Below are 18,250 nucleotides of genomic sequence, written 5' to 3' on the forward strand. Positions count from 1 at the left end.
AATGGCCAGCGAAGGATTTCCACGGACGGCACACCGGCTGCGCCGGACGACGCTGTTCGTCGCCCTGCTCGCAGCCGCGCCCTGCGCGCAGGCGATAAAGGTCGACTATTCCCTGGGGGGATACGCGGAGTACAGCGACAACGTCGCCCTGGTCGAAACCGACCCCGACTCCGAAACCACGCTTGGCACCACCCTCGACTTCAATGTCGACGAAGTCGGCCGCAATACGACGCTGACCGCGCGCGGTGCGCTGGAGTACCTGTATTACACCAGTGGCCAATACGACAACGACCTGCGCACCTCGCTGGCCGGACAGTTCGCCTGGACCACCTGGCAGGACCGGCTGAAGTTCATCGCCGAGGACTACGCCAGCTACGAGCCGATCGACATTCTGGTGTCGAACTCGCCGGACAACCAGCAGCAGGTCAACGTCTTCGTCACCGGCGCCAACTTCAACATCCGGCCCGGATCGGTCACCGGCGGCGAGCTGGCCGTGCGCTACAACAACTACTACGCCGAGCAGACCACCGAGTTCAATGGCGACCGCTACGCGGCGTCTGCCAGCCTGGTGCAGCGCCCGGGGCCGACCACGCGCCTGCGCCTTACCGCCGAGGCCAGCCAGGTCGACTACGACGACACCAGCCTAAACGCCAACTACCGGCGCGACGACATCTTCGGCACCTACAACCGCACCCTGGCCAACATCGACTTCGAGGTCGTCCTGGGCTATTCGTGGGTGGAACTGACCAGCTTCAACAGCAAGGACAGCTCGCCGCTGTTGCGCCTGGTCACCAACTGGCGCCCGACGCCGCGAAGCACGCTCAATGCCGGCTTCTATTACCAGTTCTCCGATGCCGCGCTGGACCTGATCGCGCGCTCGGAAGGCATCGGCGGGCCGCCCATCGGCGAACAGACCGACGAACTCAACGTCATCCCCGACGTCTACCAGCAGCGTCGATTCGAGCTTGGCTACCGCTTCACCGGCGAGCGCTGGGACTTCGAGGTCCGCCCGTACTACGAGAACAACGACTACGTCGACCCGACCATGGAGAGCGAAGGCAGCTACGGCGTCGGCGTGGGCATGACCTACCGCTTCCAGCCGACCCTGTACACCAACCTCCTGCTGTCTCGCGGCTACCGCAGCTTCGACTCGTTCGATCGCGACGACGACGACTTCGCCATCTATCTGGGACTGACCAAGTTGCTGACCGGCAACTGGAGCGTGTCCTTCGACCTGCGCCACCAGGAGCGCGACAGCAACCTTGCAGAAGCCAGCTATGACGAGAATGCCGCCATCTTCAGCGTTCGCTATACCCGCTGAAGCGGCGATCGCCGGTCGTCAGGACCGGCGAATCCGCCTGCTGCTGCTGACCGACACCCCGGTGTTGGCGCCGGGCGGCAGCGAGCGTTTCCTGCAGAACCTGGCCACGCGCCTGCCGCGCGACCAGTACCGCGTCACCCTGGTGCAACTGCATGCCGACCACATGCCCCTGCCCGGCCAGGTCTCCACGCGCCTGGCGGGCGTGCGCCTGCAATCGCTGCCGGTGCATGCGGTCTACGATCGCACCGGCCTGCGTGCATGGTTGGCGCTGCGTGCGCTGCTGCGCGCCGAGCATTTCGACATCGTGCAGTCGCAGCACGAGAAGGCCGATCTGCTCAACGCCCTGATGCCCCGCAACGCCGGCACGGTGTACATCTCCAATCGTCGCGACATGGGCTTCAAGAAGAGCGAGCGCCTGCAGCAGGTGTTCCGCCACCTCAACGTCCGCTTCAACTCGGTGGTGGCGCCGGCGCGGCAGATCCTGTCGGGCCTGGCCCAGGGCGAGCGGCTCGACTCGCTGCAGATGACCTGGATCCCGAACGGGGTCGACACCCGCCGTTTCCACCCGGCAACCGCACAGGCGCGTCAGGACGCGCGGCGGGCGCTTGGACTGGAGCAGCACGCGGTGGTGTTCGGCTGCGTGGCACGGTTGACGGCGGTCAAGCGCCATGTCGACCTGATCGACGCCTTCGCCCAGCTCCACCGCGGCAATCCGCAGGCGCGCTTGCTGCTCGTCGGCGATGGCCCGCTGCTGGCGCCGGTCCAGGAGCGGATGCAGGCCCTTGGCGTTGCCGATGCCGTGGTGCTGCTGAGTTTCCGCGAGGACGTCGAGGCGATCCTGCCGGCCATGGACGCGCTGATCCTGGCATCGTCGAGCGAAGGCATGTCCAACGCCATCCTCGAGGCCATGGCCTGCGGGCTGCCGGTCATCGCCACGGCCGTCGGCGGCAACCTCCACCTGGTCCAGCACGAGACCAGCGGCTTGCTGGTACCGCCGCGGGATCCGATCTCGCTGGCCGCGGCGATGCAGGCCCTGGTGCGTTCGCCGCAGCTTGGCCAGCGCATGGGCATGGCGGCGCGAAGCCGCGTCGAGCGCGAATTCTCGCTCGACGCGATGATCAACTCATTCGACCAGCTCTACCGGCGCCTGCTGAACCAGCGCACGCAGAGGTCGGCATGAACGCGGCCGCGCTGTCCACGCTGCAGCTGCGCTCAAGTGCCGGCCTGTACGGCGCCGACCGCATGGTGCTGGCATTGAACGACGGCCTGGCCAGCCATGGCGTGCACAGCCGCCTGCTCAGCATCAACAACTACCGCATGCGCGAGCAGGCCCTGCATGCCCTCGCCCTGGCGCGCGGGCAGGAATCGGTGCTGCTGCCGTGCCGTGGCCGCATCGACACGGCAACGGTCAACGCACTGTCGGCACAGATCGCCATGACCGGCGCGGCCGTGGTGCACAGTCACGACTACAAGAGCGCCTTCTACGCCTGGCTGGCCACGCGCCGGCAACCTGCGCGGCTGGTGGCAACGCTGCACGGCTGGGTCGAAGGCTCCTCGTCGTTGCGGCTATACACCCGCCTGGAGCTGGCGCTGCTGCGCCGCTTCGATGCGCTGGTGGTGGTCGCCGCAGAGCAGGTCGAACGGCTCCTGCGCGCAGGCGTACCGCGTTCGCGGATCCACCAGATCGACAACGGCATCGAGGCCACGCACGCCGACGGCGCCGGCGCGGCGGTGCTGCGCGACCGTCTCGGGATCGCGGCAGGCGCGCATGTCTTCGCCGCCGTCGCGCGCCTTTCCAGCGAGAAGAACCTGGCGATGCTGCTGCAGGCGTTCGCGCCGGTGGCCACGGCCTCCCGGGATGCGGTGCTGGTGCTGGTCGGCGACGGCCCCGAGCGCGAGGCCCTGCAGGAACAGGCGCAGCAGCTGGGCCTGTTCGAAGGCCGGCAGCTGCATATCCTCGGCAAGCGCGACGACATGGCCGCGATCTACGCCATGAGCGACTGCCTGGTGCTGCCTTCTCTCAACGAGGGCATGCCGCTGGTCGTGCTCGAAGCGATGGCCTGCGAAGTACCCGTGCTGGCCAGCGCAGTGGGCGACATCCCGCGCCTGCTCGCGCACTCCGACCACGGCAGGCTGGTGCCCGCCGGCGATGTCGCCGCGTTGCAGGCCGCCCTGGTCGAAGCGTTGACGCTGCGTGGCCGGCGCGACCTTGCCGCGCGCGAATACGTCGACGCGCACCACTCGGCGCAGGCCATGGCCGCGCGCTATCTGGACCTGTACTGCCGCCTGCTGGAGACGACGCATGACTGCCGTGCGTCCTGACGCGATCAACCGCCGCGCCGGTGCTGGCGCTGCGACGCCGACAGACGCCAGCGGAAGCGGCAGCGGCGACGCGGCGCAACCGCGCTTCCCGCTTGCCGCCCGCGCCCTGCGGCAGAACATTCCGGGTGGCCGGGCCGCCATCGTCCGCGGACCGGCCGGCCGTGGCAGCGCACCCGCCGCGGCCGCCATCGCGCGCGCGGCCGAGACAACGCGTGCACCGCGCAACTACCCGCTGTACCTGTTCCTGGTCCTGTTGCCGCTGCAGAACATCACCACCGGCTACCTGCCCAACATCGGCGGCGGCGTGAACTTCCTCAACGTCATGTTCGTGCTGTCGCTGGCAACGGCGTTCATGATCCGCGGACGCCTGGCGCACGGCGAGCCGATCAACTTCTGGGTGATGGCCTACGCCGCCTACGCCGTGTTCTCGCTGTCGATCGGCTATCAGTACGTCAGCGACACCGAGACCCACTTCAACCAGCTCAAGGACCACCTCATCGCGGTGTTCATGCTGTACCTGGTGCAGATGAGCGTGCGCGACTGGCAGGGACTGCGGATGATCGTGCTGGTGATGCTGGTGCCGCTGCCCTACATCGCCAAGGTGGTCTGGGTGCAGCACCAGAGCGTGTTCCACGATCACTACACCGACGACCTGCGCATCAGCGGCACCTTCTCGCTGCTCGGCGCCAACGAGTTCGCCGCCTTCTGCGTGACCGTCGCCGTCGTGCTGTTCGCGCTGCTGCTGGCCTGCCGGCTGCCGCGCAAGTGGAAGCTGGTGCTGGCCGGCGGCATCGCCTGCATGGTCCTGGGCGTGCTGTATGCCTATTCGCGTACCGCCTACATCAGCCTGATCGTCGGCATGGTGGCGGTGATCCTGGTATGGCGCGGCCGCTGGAAGCTGATCCTGCCACTGGTACTGGCCGCCGCGATCCTGCCGGGCCTGTTGCCATCGTCGGTGGTGGAGCGATTCGACAGCACCACGGTCGAGGAAGGCCAGCGCGATGAAAGCACCGAGATGCGCATCGAATACTGGAAGGTCGCGTGGGCCAACTTCCTGCGCCACCCGGTGACGGGAACGGGCTTCCACACCTTCCACCACCGCGAGATCAATCCGTACGGCAAGGACACGCACAACCTCTACATCCGCACCCTCAGCGAAGGCGGCGTGATCGGTGCGGTGATGCTGCTGGGCGTGCTGCTGTCGTTGCTGTACACGGCCTGGCGCGGGCTCACGCGCTCGCGCTCCGGCACCTGGCAATACGCACTCGCGCTGGGCCTGCTAGGCGCCTGGATCTCGATGATCATCAGCAACCTGTTCGGCGACCGCTTCACCTACTACCCGGTGGTCGCCTACTTCTGGACCTACGTGGCGCTCGTGGTCAAGGCACGCCACCTGCCCGCCGAGGACATCCCGCGATGACGGTTCCGATTCGCTCCTGGCTGCGTTACCTGCTCGCCGTGTGCAGCCACTACAGCGGCGTGGACTGGCTGTACCGCCACGTCAGCGGCGCCGGGCTGGTGATCCTCATGCTGCATCGACTGCGCGATGAGCACGATCCCTACCCGCTGAGCATGTCGCGCGCCCACCTGCGCCAGATCATCCGCTGGCTGCGCGGCCAGCAGGCACTGGTGGGCCTGGGCGAAGGGCTACGCGATCTCTCGCCGGCGGCGTCGCAGCGGGTGCGCTATGCCCTCACCTTCGACGACGGCTACCACGACAACCTCGGCCTGATCGACGCCAGCCTCGGCCATGTGCCTGCCGTGGTCTACGTCGCCACCGGCCACATTGGCGGCGAGCCGATCTGGGCCTACCGCCTGGCCCACGCGATCGAGTCGCGCAGCCGCGACCAGGTCGATCTCGGTGGACTGGGCCTGGGCCATTTCGACCTCGCCGAGGCCGACGACCGCTATCGCCTCTACGCCCTGCTGCCGGCGCGCCTGAAGGAACTCGAGCCGGCCGAACTGGAGGCCTGGGTCGATCATCTGTGCGAGCAGGCGCGACCGCGCCCGATCCCGCACGAGAACCGCGAGATGCTCGACTGGGACGATGTCCGCAAGCTCTACGTCAACGGCATCGAGATCGGCGGCCACACCTGCAGCCACGCCATCCTCAGCCGGCTCGACGAAACCGCCGCGCGCGAGGAGATCGGCCTGGCCCATGCCAGCATCACCTCCGAACTGGGCATGCCGCCGCGGCACTTCGCGTACCCCAATGGCGGCAGCGCCGACTTCGGCGAACGCGATGTGCGGCTGGTGCGCGAAGCCGGCTTCGAGACCGCAACCACCTCCATCGAGGGCATCAACCGCCCCGGCGCGGATCCTTACCGGCTGATGCGGTTCAACGTCCACGACGAGCGTTTCCTGGCACCGTCCGGGCGCCTGTCCAGGGCGCTGTTCTTCAGCGAAACCAGCGGCCTGCTGGGCTGGCTGCGCGGCTGCCGCCAGCCGGCCGAACCGTTCCGCGACAGCAGCATGCAACCAGGGTGACGACGTGACCACAAGCGCCGCCAACGGACCGGCAAGACTGCCGATCCTGATGTACCACGGCCTGCACGTCGACGCCGATTCGCGTGGGCGCTTCGACCCGGTGTACAGCGTCGCGCCGGACCGGTTCGCGCGCCAGCTCGACTGGATCCAGGCGCAGGGCTACCGCTGCCTGCTGCTCGACGAGGCGATGCAGCAGCGCGGCGATCGCGCGGTGGTGATCAGTTTCGACGACGGTGATGTAACCAACGTCGAAGTGGCGCTGCCACTGCTGGTCGAGCGCGGCATGAAAGCCGAATTCTTCATCACCACCGGCTATATCGGCGCAACCGGGATGCTGTCCGCCGACGAGGTCCGCCAGTTGGCGGCGGCCGGAATGGGCATCGGCTCGCACGGTTGCAGCCACGCCTTCCTCGAGGATCTCGACACCACCGCGCTGATGTCGGAACTGGACGACAGCCGCTGCCGCCTGCAGGCACTGAGCCGGCGTCCGGTCGATGCCATCGCGCTGCCGGGCGGACGCGGCGGCGAACGCGAGCTGCAGGCCGCGCACGGCCTGGGATACCGGCACCTGCTCGGCTCCGTGCCCGGACCCAACCTTCGCGCCCGCGGCGACCGCTGCCTGCAACGCCTGGCCATCACCCGCGCCATGGGCATGCAGGACTTCGCCGCGCTCGTACGCTGGCACGGCCTGGCGCCGCGGCTGCTGCAGGCGCGTCACGCGGCACTCTCCCTGCCCAAGCGCGTGCTCGGCAACCAGGGCTACCAGCGCCTGCGCGAGCGACTGCTATGACGGCAGGGGCGATCACTGCCGAAAGCGTCTTCTGGCTGAGCATCGGCGTGGTCGCCTATGCCTACGCCGGCTACCCGTTGCTGGTCGCGCTGCTGTCGCAGCGCTATGGACAGGTGCCCTTCGAATCGCGGATCTGCCCGGCCCTGACGGTCATCGTGGCGGCCTACGACGAAGAGCTGCGGATCGCCGCGCGCATCGACGACATCCTCGCCCAGGACTACCCGGCGCAGCGTCTGCAGGTGCTGGTGGTCAGCGACGGCAGCCGCGATGGCACCGCCGACGCTGCCGCCATCGGCGACCCGCGCGTGCGCGTGCTGGCGCTGCCGCGCAACGTCGGCAAGGCCGCGGCGATCAATGCCGCCATGCGCAATGTCGAAACCGAACTGGTGGCCTTCACCGACGTCCGCCAGCGCTTCGCACCGCGTGCGCTGCGTGCGCTGGTGGCGCCGTTCGCCGATCCGGCGGTTGGCGCGGTGACCGGCGACCTGGTGATCGCCGCCGCCCACCGCGGCGGAGCCACCGAGGGCGTCGGCCTGTACTGGCGCATGGAGAAGCGCCTGCGCTGCGACGAGGCGCGGCTGGGCTGGCTGCACGGCGTCACCGGCGCCATCCACGCCATCCGTCGCGACCTGTTCCGGCCGATCCCCGCCGGCACCGTGCTCGATGACATGTGGATGCCGCTGCAGGTGCTGTGGTCCGGGCACCAGGTCTGGATGTCGCGCAGCTCGATCGCGCACGACCACGCCAGCACCAGTGCCGACGAGGAGTTCCACCGCAAGCTGCGCACCCTGGCCGGCAACTGGCAGTTGCTGGCGCGCATGCCGTCCTTGATGAACCCGTTTTCCAACCCGGTGTTCTTCGCCTGGTTCTCGCACAAGTTCCTGCGCCTGCTGGTGCCGTGGGCGCTGTTGCTGGCACTGGTCTCGTCGGCGCTGGCGCCGTCACCGTTCTACCGTTGGGCGTTCTACGCGCAGTTGCTGGGCTATGCAGGCGCGATGATCGGCCTGGGCCTGCCGAAGCTGGCGGCGCGCTTGCCGCTGCTGCCTGCGGCGAGCGGTTTCGTGATGCTCAACCTGGCCGCGCTGCTGTCGCTCCCCGCCTCGCTGGCGGGTCCGTCGCGCCTGTGGCGCAAGCACTGAGCCGCACTCACCGACGCGCCATGGCACGCATCCTCGCCCTGACCAGCCGCCTGCCCTACCCTCCGCGCGAGGGTCACCAGCTGCGCGCCTGGCACCTGCTCAAGGCACTGGCTTCCCGGCACGAGGTCACCCTGCTCAGCTTCCTGCGCCGCGACGACACGCTCGACGAGGCCGGCCCACTGCGCGACGTGCTGGCGCGGCTGGAGACCTTCCCGATCGCCAGCGAACATTCGCGCCCGGCGCTGGCAGCCGCCCTGTTGCGCGGAACGCTGACACGATCGCCATTCCTGGCCGCCAAGTACGACTCGCCAGCGCTTCGCCGGCGCCTGGCCGAACTGTCACGCGATGCCGACCTGGTCCACTTCGACATGCTGCCATTGATGGCGCACGCCGACTGCGTGCCGGCTGGCGTGCCGGTCGCCCTCAACGCCCACAATGTCGAACACCATCTGCTGGCCAAGCGTGCGCAGATCGAACCGGGCCTGGCCGCGCGCGCGTTCCTGTCGACGCAGGTGGCGCCGCTTCGCGCCTTCGAGCGCGCCGCGTGCCTGCGCGCCGATGCGATCCTCGCCTGCTCGGATCCGGACGCGCAGTCGCTGCGCGAGCTGGCGCCAGGTTGTGACGTCGAAGTCATCGCCAACGGCGTCGACCTCGACAACAACCGGCCTGCAGCCGATGCGCCCGATCCGCGGCGTCTGGTGTTCGTCGGCCAGATGGGCTGGTTTCCCAATCGCGATGGCGTCGACTGGTTCCTGCAATCGGTGTTCCCCAAGATCCTCGCGGCACGTCCGGACGCGCAGTTCGTCCTGGTCGGAAAGGCCGATGGCTTCCAGGTGCCCGAACCTGTCGCGACAAACGTCCGGCTGGCCGGCTTCGTCGATGACCTGCGTCCGCACGTGCACGAGGCCGCGGTCTATGTCGTGCCATTGCGCGCCGGCAGCGGCACGCGGCTGAAGGTGCTCGAGGCGATGGCGCTGGGCAAGGCGATCGTGACCACGACCATCGGCAGCGAGGGCATCGCCCTGCGCCACGACGAGAGCGCGCTGTTCGCCGACGACGCGGGCAGTTTCGCCGCCGCCGTGGTGACGCTGATGGACTCGCCGGACAAGGTCGCGCGCATGGCTGCGGCGGCGCGGCAACTCGCCGAGCAACGCTACGGCTGGGACGCGATCGGCGCGCAGTTGCTCGATCGCTACGGGCGTCTGCTGGCACCTTCGGCTGACCGCGCCCATGCATCGTCGTCGTCAGGGACCAGCATCCCGACGCCGACCCAGCCGGTGGCCAGGCAACCGGCGGCATAGCCGGCGCCGCAGCGCCATCCGGCATTACTTCGGCGCATGGCCAGGATTCGCACAATTCATTTTACGCAGGCGCAGACGGGCTGCGAGATTCGATCCTGACCTCCTGTCAGGACCAACCCTTGGCCAGCATTCCCCGCTTTGCGAACGCAGACACCGCCAAGGCGGCTTCGCCTAGCCCCACGAGCCACTGCATCGCGTGACCTGCACCGCCGAGGCGGCAAGCGGCCGCGGCAATGACACAAGCATCAGCAGCGGCCGTGCGTGGTACGCGGTCGGGGTGCTGCTGGTGGCCTACATCTTCTCGATCATGGACCGGCAGATCCTCACCTTGCTGGTCGATCCGATCCAGCAATCGCTGGGCGTCAACGACACACTGATCGGCCTGCTGCACGGCTTCACGTTCGCCGCCTTCTACGCAGTGGCCGGCCTGCCGATTGCGCGCGTCATCGATCGTGGCGATCGGCGCTGGATCATCGCCATCGGAATCGCGATCTGGAGCGTGGCCACGGCCGCGGGCGGACTCGCCGGCGAATACTGGCACCTGCTGCTGGCACGCATCGCCGTCGCCGTCGGCGAGGCGGTACTGCTGCCGGGCGCGGTGTCGCTGCTGGCGGACCTGTTCTCCGGCAGCGAGCGCGGGCGCGCCATGGGCGTGTTCGGAGCGGCCGGACCGCTGGGCTCCGGCATCGGCCTGATCGCCGGTGGCCTGCTGCTGGCCGCCTACACCGCGTCGCAGCCGGTGCTGCCACTGCTCGGAGCCATCGAACCGTGGCGGGCCACGTTCATCGCCGTCGGGCTTCCCGGCGTCATCGTCGCCGCGGTCATGCTCACCATTCCCGAACCGAGGAAACGCAAGCGCGGGGCGAACCCGGTGGCGACAGCCACTGCGCCCGAAGTACCCGTTGCGGCGGTCCTGACCTACCTCGGCGCCAACGCACGGACCGTCGTTTCGCTGTTCGTCGGCGCCGGATTCTTCTACACCGGCGTCTACGCGTGGGCCGGTTGGGCTCCGACTTTCTTCGTGCGCGAGTTCGGCTGGACCTACCCGCAGATCGGCAAGGTATTCGGCCTGGCACTGGCGATTACCGGGCCCGCCGGCGCCCTGTTCGGCACATGGCTGGGCGACCGTTGGCGCAGGAAGGGAATCGCCCACGGTTACCTGCGCGTGGCACTGACCGCTGCCATTGGCCTGACCACGGTGGCCAGCGCGATGGTGCTGGCGCCAGGCGCGGACCTCGCAGTGATTTTCCTGGTCTTGAGCGCCGGCTTTTCGTTCTTCCTCTTCGGCGCCGGCCCTGCGGCCATCGCGCAGATCGCGCCCGGCCGCATCCGCGCACAGCTGACAGCGCTGTACACCGGTGGATTGAACCTGATCGGCGCCGGCCTGGGGCCAGTCGCGGTCGGCGCACTCACCGACTACGTCCTGGACGACCCCAAGGCGATCAAGTTCTCGATGCTGGCCATCTTCGTGGCCTCGGGCGTGGTGGCGATCGTGTTGTTCCGCAGCGGCGTCCGCGGCTATCGCCGGACGCTCGACAACGCCGCCGCATGGGAGGCCGCAATCGAGCTCCCGCCGAACGCAGCCGCCGCGACGAACGCCAGTCGCTGATCGCGATCGCCTGCCCACATCGCCCCCTTTCCCCCAGGAAGACACGAATGCTTGGTTTGATGATGGACCGTCCGCTGCTGATCAGTGGCCTTCTCGAGCATGCGCAGCGCCAGTTCGCCGACGTCGAAGTGGTGTCGCGCGAAATCGACGGCACGGTCCTGCGCTACACCTATCGCGATCTGGCCGCGCGCGCCCGCCGCCTCGCCAGGGCATTGGCAGGCCTCGGCATGGGCCATGGCTCCCGGGTGGCGACGCTCGCCTGGAACAACCATCGCCACCTCGAGGCCTACTTCGCCGTCTCCGGCAGCGGCGCGGTCCTGCATACCTGCAATCCGCGACTGCACCCGGAACAGCTGGCGTACATCCTCAACCTCGCCGAGGACAGCATCGTGCTGTTCGACAGCAGTTTCCTGCCGCTGCTGGAGAAAGTGGCCGCGCAATGCCCCGCCATCGGCGCGTTCGTACTGATGGGGCCGGTGGCCAGCATGCCTGCGCATTCGAGCCTGCCCAACCTGCTGTGCTACGAAGCGCTGCTCGATGCGCACGACGATGCGTTCGAGTGGCCCGTGTTCGACGAACGCACGGCCAGCGCGCTGTGCTTCACCTCCGGCACGACCGACCTGCCCAAGGGCGTCCTGTATTCGCACCGGTCGACCCTGCTGCACAGCTTCGCCCTGGGCCTGCCCGACTCGCTGTCGTTGTCGGCGCGGGACTGCGTGATGCCGGTCGTGCCGATGTTCCACGTCAATGCATGGGGCATTCCCTACGCCGCCCCGATGAACGGCTGCAAGCTGGTGCTGCCCGGCCCGCACCTGGACGGCGCGAGCCTGTTCGCGCTGATCGAACGTGAACAGGTGACCTGCAGCGCCGGAGTACCGACGATCTGGCTCGGCCTGGCCCAGTACATGCAGAGCAACGGCGTGCGTCCGACCACCATGCGCCGCTCCGCGGTCGGCGGTTCGGCGATGCCGGAGTCGCTCATCCGCACGTTCGCCGAATCGTTCGATGTCGAAGTTCGCCATTGCTGGGGCATGACCGAGACCAGTCCGCTGGGCACGCAAGGCGTGCCACTGGCAAAGCACGCCGGCATGAGCGCGGACCGGGAGTACGCGCTGCGCAGCAAACAGGGGCGCTGCGTGTTCGGGGTCGAGCTGAAGATCGTCGACGGCGAGGGCGACGCGTTGCCTCGCGACGGCAAGGCCGCCGGTGAACTGTTGGTGCGCGGCCCCTGGGTCGCATCCGCGTACTTCAGGTCCGACACGCCCCTGCTGCGCGATGGCTGGTTCGCCACCGGCGACATCGCCACGATCGATGCGGACGGCTTCGTCCAGATCACCGACCGGGTCAAGGACGTGATCAAGTCAGGCGGCGAATGGATCAGTTCGATCGAGCTGGAGAACGCCGCCATGGGCCACCCCGCCATCGCCCTGGCGGCGGTGATCGGCGTCCGCCATCCGAAATGGGACGAACGACCGGTGTTGTGCGCGGTGAAGCAGCCGGGCCAGGAAATCGACAAGGCAGCGATTCTCCAGTTCCTGGCCGACCGGGTCGCCCGTTGGTGGCTGCCCGACGAGGTGATCTTCGTCGACAGCCTGCCGCTCGGCGCCACCGGCAAGGTCCAGAAGGTGGACCTGCGCCGCCGCTACGCGCACGTGCTGTCGAGTACCTGAACCCCAACTCCAACCCTTCCAACGAGAGGAACCGGAAAATGCAGATGATCAAGGGCGCATGCCTGTGCGAAAGCGTTCGCTACGAAAGCGATGGTCCGGTGGCAGTGGTGGCGACCTGCCACTGCACCCATTGCCAGAAACAGTCCGGCAGCGCGTTCTCGGTGAACGTGGTGGTCCCCATGGCGACGCTGCGGCTGGAGGGAAACTCGCTGGCCACGTTCGACGACGTCGGCGACAGCGGCCTGCCGGTACGGCGGCATTTCTGCCGGCGCTGCGGTTCGCCAATCCACACCGTGCTCGATTCGATGCCGGGGATGGCCGTGATCAAGGCTGGCACGCTCAACGATCCTTCCTGGGTCCGGCCGCAGGTCGAACTCTGGTGCCTGTCGGCGCAACCCTGGACCCTCAGCTCCGCCAACACCGACCGGTTCGACCAAAACCTGCCTGCGCAGTAGGCAAAGGCGGCCTCTCATGTACGATCGCCATGACCGTCATTCGACAACGCCGGCCTGCCGACTCGCCAGCCTTTTCGATCGCCAGCGAGCGGCATTCGCGGCCCACCCCTACCCGGGCATTGCCGAGCGCCGTCACCACCTGCTGGCGCTGAAGCGCCAGCTGCTGCGCTACCAGGACGTGCTCGCAACGGCGATGAGCCGCGATTTCGGCTCGCGTTCCCCGGCCGAGTCCAAGATGCTGGACATCCTCGGCACCACGCTCGAGATCAACCACGCGCTCTCGCGCCTGCGGCGGTGGATGAAGCCCTGTCGCCGTTCGACCGAACTGCTGTTCCTGACCAACAGCCTGCGGGTGCACTACCAGCCCAAGGGCGTCGTCGGGGTGATCACACCGTGGAATTTCCCGCTCTACCTGTCGCTGGGTCCATTGGCCATGGCGCTGGCTGCTGGCAACCGCGTGATGATCAAGATGCCCGAAGCGACGCCCCACACCAACGCGGTGCTGCAGGAAATGCTGGCCGCGGCATTCGACGAAAGCCAGGTCGCCATGGTCGGTGAGGAACTCCTCGACCCGAACGAGTTCACGTCGCTACCCTTGGACCATATCGTCTTCACCGGTTCGCCTGCGGTGGGGCGGACGGTCATGCGCACCGCGGCGGCGAACCTGACGCCGGTGACCCTGGAACTGGGCGGCAAATCGCCGGCCGTGGTCATGCGCGACTACCCGCTGGCAGACGCCGCGGCGCGCATCACCCATGGCAAGGCGACCAACTGCGGCCAGATCTGCGTATCGCCGGACTATGCGCTGGTGCCGCGCGAGCGCGTCGAGGCCTTCGTCGGCGCCGCAAGAGACGCGTTCGTCTCGATGTTCGGCAGCCGCACCGCGGGCAATGACGACTACACCAGTGTCGCCAGCGAACGCCAGCACGCGCGGATTCTCTCGCTGCTCGAGGATGCTCGCGCCCGAGGCGCGCGGATCACCGTCTGCGGCGACGACGACGGCGACCGGGGCCGGCAGATGCCGATGCACATCGTGACTGGCGTCCGGCCGGACATGCGGCTGATGAGCGAGGAAATCTTCGGGCCGATCCTACCGGTCGTTGCCTACGACCACCTCGATGAAGCCATCGACCACATCAACGCCGGTCCACGCCCCCTGGCCCTGTACTGCTTCAGCCACGATCCGCAGGCGCGCCAACGGTTGCTGCAGCGGACCCACTCTGGCGGCGTCACCATCAACGACTGGGGCTGGCACGTGATGAACCACGACGCCCCTTTTGGCGGAATCGGCAACTCGGGCATGGGCACCTATCGCGGCGTCGAAGGGTTCCGCGAGCTCTCCCACGCCAGGACCGTGTTCAAGCGTCACCGCTTCTTTCCGACGCAGTTGTTCCATCCGCCTTATGGAACCCGCGTGCAGCGCCTGCTGATGCGTGCGTTCCTCGGCAAGGCCGACACCACACTGGACTGAGACATCGCGTCGGACTGAATGGCGCAGCCGTCAACGGGCCGGCTGCGCAGGTTCCCCCCGGTCGTCGCGCTCCAGCGGCCTGAGCAGCCACCGGCACAGCGCCGGCAGGAACACGATCGCCGCGACCATGTTGACGACGAACATGAAGGTCAGCATCACCCCCATGTCGGCCTGGAACTTCAGGTCGGAGAAGATCCACAGCGCCACTCCGAGCGCCAGCGTCAACGCGGTGTAGAAGATCGCCACTCCGGTGGTCTTGAGCGCCACGAAGTAGGCCTCGCCGACGGTCTTGCCGCCGCGCATCGCCTCCGCCATGCGAGCAAACAGGTAGATCGCGTAGTCCACGCCGATGCCCACGCCCAGCGCCACCACCGTCAGGGTGTTGATCTTCATGCCGATGCCCAGCTGCACCATCAGTGCGTGGCCCAGTTCGGTCACCAGCACCAGCGGCAACACGATGCACAGTGCCGAGCGTGCGCTGCGGAACGACACCAGGCACATCAGGAATACCGCCGCATACAGCAGGTACAGGATGCGGTGCTCGACCGCGCGCACGGTATCGTTGACCGCCGCGGCAACGCCGATATGGCCGGTGCCAAGACGAAGATTGACCTCGTCGCTGCTGAACGCCTGCCCTCGCGCCTCGGCGGCCCTGGCGTCGGCTGCCAGCTTCTCGCGCAGGTTCACGTCGCTGCCGGCAGCGGCACCGTTGCGCTCGCGAAACCCGCGCACGGCCGCGATGACGCGGTCGATGGTCTCGGCGCGGTGGTCGCTCAGGAATATCGATACCGGCATGGCCGAACAGTCGGCGTTGAGCAGGCCGGAATCGGTTTCGAATCCCTGTGTCGCCACGCGCAGGCTGTCGGGGTCGCGCGGCAGCACGCGCCAGCGCACCGAACTGTCGTGCCAGCCGGCGTTGACGATCTTGGCCGCCATCGGCAGGGCGATCACCTGCTCCACGCCGTCCACCGTGCCCATGTGCCAGGCGAAGCGGTCGATCAGGTCCATGGCCTTGAAACTGAGCGTGCAGGCATTCGGCCGCGCTTCGGCGATGACGTTGAGGATGTCGATGCTCAGCGCGAACCTGTCGGCGATGAGCCGCGCATCCTGGTTATAGCGCGCCTGCGGTCTCAGCTCGGCCACACCCGGCTCGGAATCGCCGATCTTCACCTCGTCGCCGCGCTTTTCGGCCGCGAACCAGATCGCCACGCCCAGCACGATCACCACCGCTGCGGGCAGCGGACGACTCAGCCGCGCCAGCAGTGCCCAGACCCGATCGAAGCGGGTCAGCTGGCGCAGCCGGTACTCGCGCTTGCGCTCCAGGTTGCCCAGGCGGGTGTGGCTGAGCAGCACCGGCAACAGCACCAGGTCGGTCAACACGATGATCGCGACCCCGACCGTTGCCGTGATCGCCAGCTCATGAATGATCCGGATCGGGATCACCAGGATCGCGGCGAAGCCGATACAGCCGGCGGCCAGCGCCACCGCACCGGGGACCAGCAGCGCCCGGAATGCACGTCGCGCGGCCTGCTCCGCCGGCACGCCGCGGCGGCAGCGCAATTCATCGGTGGTGCCGTCTTCCAGGCCGCCGAAGAACAGCTCGCCACGGAAGCGGTTGATCATCTGCTCGCCGTGGCTGACCGCGATGGCGAAGATCAGGAACGGCGTCAGCATGTTCATCGGATCCATGCCAAAGCCGAACAGGCGCAACGCACCCAGCATCCAGACGGTGGCGACCAGGGCGCAGGCCACGGTGAGTGAGGCGAGCTTGACCGACGTGGAATACAGGAACAGCAGCAGCCAGGTCAGCCCGACCGTGACAGCGAAGAACTTGATCACCGAGCGCGCACCGTCGGCGATATCGCCCACGACCTTGGCGAAACCGATGATGTGGACCGTGACGCCTGCCTTCTCGTACTTGCTGCGGATCGCCTCCAGTTGCCCGGCGACTGCCTGGTAGTCCAGTCCCGGGCCGGAATCCTCCGCAACCAGGTCCGCCCAGACCATGGCCCCCGACCAGTCCCTGGCCACCAGGCGGCCGAGGATGCCCGCCTTGAGGATATTGTCGCGGATGACCTGGAACTGCTCCGCCGTGGCGGTCGTCCCATCGAAGGTATCGGGTACCACGTTGCCGCCGGCAAAGCCGTCCTCCACCACTTCGACGAAGCGCACGTTGGGCGTGTAGAGCGATCGCACGCGCGCGTCATCGGTGGCTTCCATGGCCATCACGTCGGCGGTCACGCCTTCGAGCGTGCTGAAGAAGTCCGGCGTGAACATCCTGCCGTCCTTCGCCATCACCGCGACCAGGACACGGTTGGCCGCGCCGAACTCGCCCTCGTATTCGAGGAACGTGCGCATGTACTCGTGCTGCAGCGGGACCTGCTTCTTGAACCCGGCATCCACCTTCAGCTGGCTGGCGAAGTACAGCATCGCCAGCGTGATGGCGGCGAAAGCCAGCAGGATCAGCGGGCGGGCACCGAAGACGCACTGTTCGGCAAGCCGGCTGAAGCGGCCGTGCGGGGTATGGTTGTCATGCATGCTGTCGCCCCTGCGCTTGCCGGTCATGGCGCCGGGACCGTCATTGCCACACGGCCGACGCCGCGGTCGCCGAAGACGAGGACCGCATTGCCGGCAACCGGCAGCGCTGCGGCCAGCGTCGGCGTTTCGCCGGTCCTGACGGTGTGTGTCAGTCGACGGAAGCCGGCGTCGCCGCGATCGCGCCGCAGCACCACACCATCGGCGCCGACCAGCACCGCGCCGCCCTCGGGCAGTGCGACTGCGCCCATCAGTGCCGTGGCGACACCGGACTCGACCGCCGTCCAGCTTGTGCCCAGGTCGCGGGATTCGAACACTTTCCCGCGCATGCCAAAGGCAAGCACATGCTCACCTGACCAGCCGATCACGCCGAACATCGAGCCGTTGTACGGCAGCTTGCCGCGCACCCATGTGGCGCCGTCATCGCGGGAGCGGTAGACGCTGCCACGTTCGCCCACGATCACCAGGCCACCTGAGCCGGTACGGGCGATTGCGTTGAGGTGCGGGTCACTCTCGTCGCCCAGCTCGAGCTGGTCGTCGCTGAAGACCCAGTCGGCGGTTGCGGGTGCCGTCGGTACCGCCAAGACCACCGGCTGTGCGGCCTGCGTATCGTCGCCACCGCCCGGCAGCGTCTGCGTCACCCAGGTCCTGCCGCCATCGTGCGTTTCCAGCAGCAGCGAATAGGCGCCGATTGCGAATCCGTGGCGGGCGTCGACGAACAACAGGTCCAGCACCGGCGTGCCGTGGGCAGGATCGGCGTCGTCCGCCGTCCAGGGCGCCGCACGTTGGCGGACCCAGCTTCGGCCGGCATTGCTGGAGTGCACGATCACCCCGTCATGGCCCGCAGCCCACACCGAGTCACCGACCGAAGCGATCGCGACGAGCGTGCTGCGGGTCGGAACCCGCACGGCCTGTCGCCAGGCCTGCCCGTCGCCAGACAGCAGTACCAGCCCGCGCTCACCTACCGCGACATAGGCGTGGCCGACGAGGCCGGCATCCAGCAGGAGCGCACCCTCGCCATGCCTTGTGACGTCGGCAGGAAGAAAGGCCGGATCGGACAACGGACCGGTCGCGCCGGTGGGCAGGGCAAGCGCTCCGACGAGCACCAGCAACGGCGCGCGCAGGCGCGGACACGGATGCGACATGCAGG

Annotated in this window: 14 protein-coding genes; 12 read left to right on the forward strand and 2 right to left on the reverse strand. The window is 68.0% G+C overall.

Annotated features, from left to right (window positions below; translation table 11 throughout):
* Position 1 precedes the first annotated feature (1 nt).
* The 12 genes from AB4Y64_RS02265 (at position 2) to AB4Y64_RS02320 (ending at position 14,565) form a co-directional block, all read left to right on the forward strand.
* On the forward strand, positions 2–1,321 hold the full coding sequence (locus AB4Y64_RS02265) for an outer membrane beta-barrel protein (RefSeq protein WP_441814819.1): 1,320 nt from the start codon (positions 2–4) through the stop codon (positions 1,319–1,321).
* On the forward strand, positions 1,287–2,501 hold the full coding sequence (locus AB4Y64_RS02270; RefSeq protein WP_441814820.1) for a glycosyltransferase: 1,215 nt from the start codon (positions 1,287–1,289) through the stop codon (positions 2,499–2,501). Before AB4Y64_RS02265 ends, AB4Y64_RS02270 begins: the two co-directional genes overlap by 35 nt.
* The gene (locus AB4Y64_RS02275; protein ID WP_441814821.1) at positions 2,498–3,643 is read left to right on the forward strand and encodes a glycosyltransferase; all 1,146 of its coding nucleotides are present in this window, start codon (positions 2,498–2,500) and stop codon (positions 3,641–3,643) included. Before AB4Y64_RS02270 ends, AB4Y64_RS02275 begins: the two co-directional genes overlap by 4 nt.
* Entirely contained in the window at positions 3,624–5,063 is a 1,440-nt protein-coding gene (locus AB4Y64_RS02280) for an O-antigen ligase family protein (RefSeq protein ID WP_441814822.1), read from the forward strand. Before AB4Y64_RS02275 ends, AB4Y64_RS02280 begins: the two co-directional genes overlap by 20 nt.
* Entirely contained in the window at positions 5,060–6,130 is a 1,071-nt protein-coding gene (locus AB4Y64_RS02285; protein WP_441814823.1) for a polysaccharide deacetylase family protein, read from the forward strand. The genes AB4Y64_RS02280 and AB4Y64_RS02285 overlap by 4 nt, the downstream gene beginning before the upstream one ends.
* Positions 6,131–6,134: 4 nt before the next feature.
* Entirely contained in the window at positions 6,135–6,920 is a 786-nt protein-coding gene (locus tag AB4Y64_RS02290) for a polysaccharide deacetylase family protein (RefSeq protein WP_441814824.1), read from the forward strand.
* Positions 6,917–8,059: a glycosyltransferase family 2 protein gene (locus AB4Y64_RS02295; RefSeq protein ID WP_441814825.1), complete on the forward strand. Its 1,143-nt coding sequence runs from the start codon at positions 6,917–6,919 to the stop codon at positions 8,057–8,059. Before AB4Y64_RS02290 ends, AB4Y64_RS02295 begins: the two co-directional genes overlap by 4 nt.
* Before the next feature lie 20 nt (positions 8,060–8,079).
* Positions 8,080–9,360: a glycosyltransferase family 4 protein gene (locus AB4Y64_RS02300; RefSeq protein WP_441814826.1), complete on the forward strand. Its 1,281-nt coding sequence runs from the start codon at positions 8,080–8,082 to the stop codon at positions 9,358–9,360.
* 196 nt (positions 9,361–9,556) lie between these two features.
* The gene (locus AB4Y64_RS02305) at positions 9,557–10,969 is read left to right on the forward strand and encodes an MFS transporter (RefSeq protein ID WP_441814827.1); all 1,413 of its coding nucleotides are present in this window, start codon (positions 9,557–9,559) and stop codon (positions 10,967–10,969) included.
* Between the two features lie 47 nt (positions 10,970–11,016).
* Positions 11,017–12,639 (forward strand): 3-(methylthio)propionyl-CoA ligase, encoded by a 1,623-nt coding sequence (locus AB4Y64_RS02310; protein WP_441814828.1) that lies wholly within the window; start codon positions 11,017–11,019, stop codon positions 12,637–12,639.
* Positions 12,640–12,677: 38 nt separating this feature from the next.
* Positions 12,678–13,094, forward strand: coding sequence for a GFA family protein (locus tag AB4Y64_RS02315; protein ID WP_441814829.1), 417 nt, complete (start codon positions 12,678–12,680; stop codon positions 13,092–13,094).
* A gap of 16 nt (positions 13,095–13,110) precedes the next feature.
* Positions 13,111–14,565: a coniferyl aldehyde dehydrogenase gene (locus tag AB4Y64_RS02320; protein WP_441814830.1), complete on the forward strand. Its 1,455-nt coding sequence runs from the start codon at positions 13,111–13,113 to the stop codon at positions 14,563–14,565.
* A gap of 30 nt (positions 14,566–14,595) precedes the next feature.
* Here the strand turns inward: AB4Y64_RS02320 and AB4Y64_RS02325 are convergent, their stop codons facing one another.
* Complete coding sequence (locus AB4Y64_RS02325) at positions 14,596–17,103, reverse strand: efflux RND transporter permease subunit (protein WP_441814831.1); 2,508 nt, start codon at positions 17,101–17,103, stop codon at positions 14,596–14,598.
* 23 nt (positions 17,104–17,126) lie between these two features.
* Positions 17,127–18,245 (reverse strand): WD40/YVTN/BNR-like repeat-containing protein, encoded by a 1,119-nt coding sequence (locus tag AB4Y64_RS02330; RefSeq protein ID WP_441814832.1) that lies wholly within the window; start codon positions 18,243–18,245, stop codon positions 17,127–17,129.
* Between the last annotated feature and the right edge of the window lie 5 nt (positions 18,246–18,250).

This window comes from Lysobacter sp. TAF61, from assembly GCF_052113485.1.
Classification (GTDB): domain Bacteria; phylum Pseudomonadota; class Gammaproteobacteria; order Xanthomonadales; family Xanthomonadaceae; genus Lysobacter_J.

Coding starts and splice junctions, on each gene's coding strand:
- AB4Y64_RS02265 (WP_441814819.1), top strand. CDS start 2: ATGGCCAGCGAAGGATTTCCACGGACGGCACACCGGCTGCGCCGGACG.
- AB4Y64_RS02270 (WP_441814820.1), top strand. CDS start 1,287: ATGCCGCCATCTTCAGCGTTCGCTATACCCGCTGAAGCGGCGATCGCC.
- AB4Y64_RS02275 (WP_441814821.1), top strand. CDS start 2,498: ATGAACGCGGCCGCGCTGTCCACGCTGCAGCTGCGCTCAAGTGCCGGC.
- AB4Y64_RS02280 (WP_441814822.1), top strand. CDS start 3,624: ATGACTGCCGTGCGTCCTGACGCGATCAACCGCCGCGCCGGTGCTGGC.
- AB4Y64_RS02285 (WP_441814823.1), top strand. CDS start 5,060: ATGACGGTTCCGATTCGCTCCTGGCTGCGTTACCTGCTCGCCGTGTGC.
- AB4Y64_RS02295 (WP_441814825.1), top strand. CDS start 6,917: ATGACGGCAGGGGCGATCACTGCCGAAAGCGTCTTCTGGCTGAGCATC.
- AB4Y64_RS02300 (WP_441814826.1), top strand. CDS start 8,080: ATGGCACGCATCCTCGCCCTGACCAGCCGCCTGCCCTACCCTCCGCGC.
- AB4Y64_RS02310 (WP_441814828.1), top strand. CDS start 11,017: ATGCTTGGTTTGATGATGGACCGTCCGCTGCTGATCAGTGGCCTTCTC.
- AB4Y64_RS02315 (WP_441814829.1), top strand. CDS start 12,678: ATGCAGATGATCAAGGGCGCATGCCTGTGCGAAAGCGTTCGCTACGAA.
- AB4Y64_RS02320 (WP_441814830.1), top strand. CDS start 13,111: ATGTACGATCGCCATGACCGTCATTCGACAACGCCGGCCTGCCGACTC.
- AB4Y64_RS02325 (WP_441814831.1), bottom strand. CDS start 17,103: ATGCATGACAACCATACCCCGCACGGCCGCTTCAGCCGGCTTGCCGAA.
- AB4Y64_RS02330 (WP_441814832.1), bottom strand. CDS start 18,245: ATGTCGCATCCGTGTCCGCGCCTGCGCGCGCCGTTGCTGGTGCTCGTC.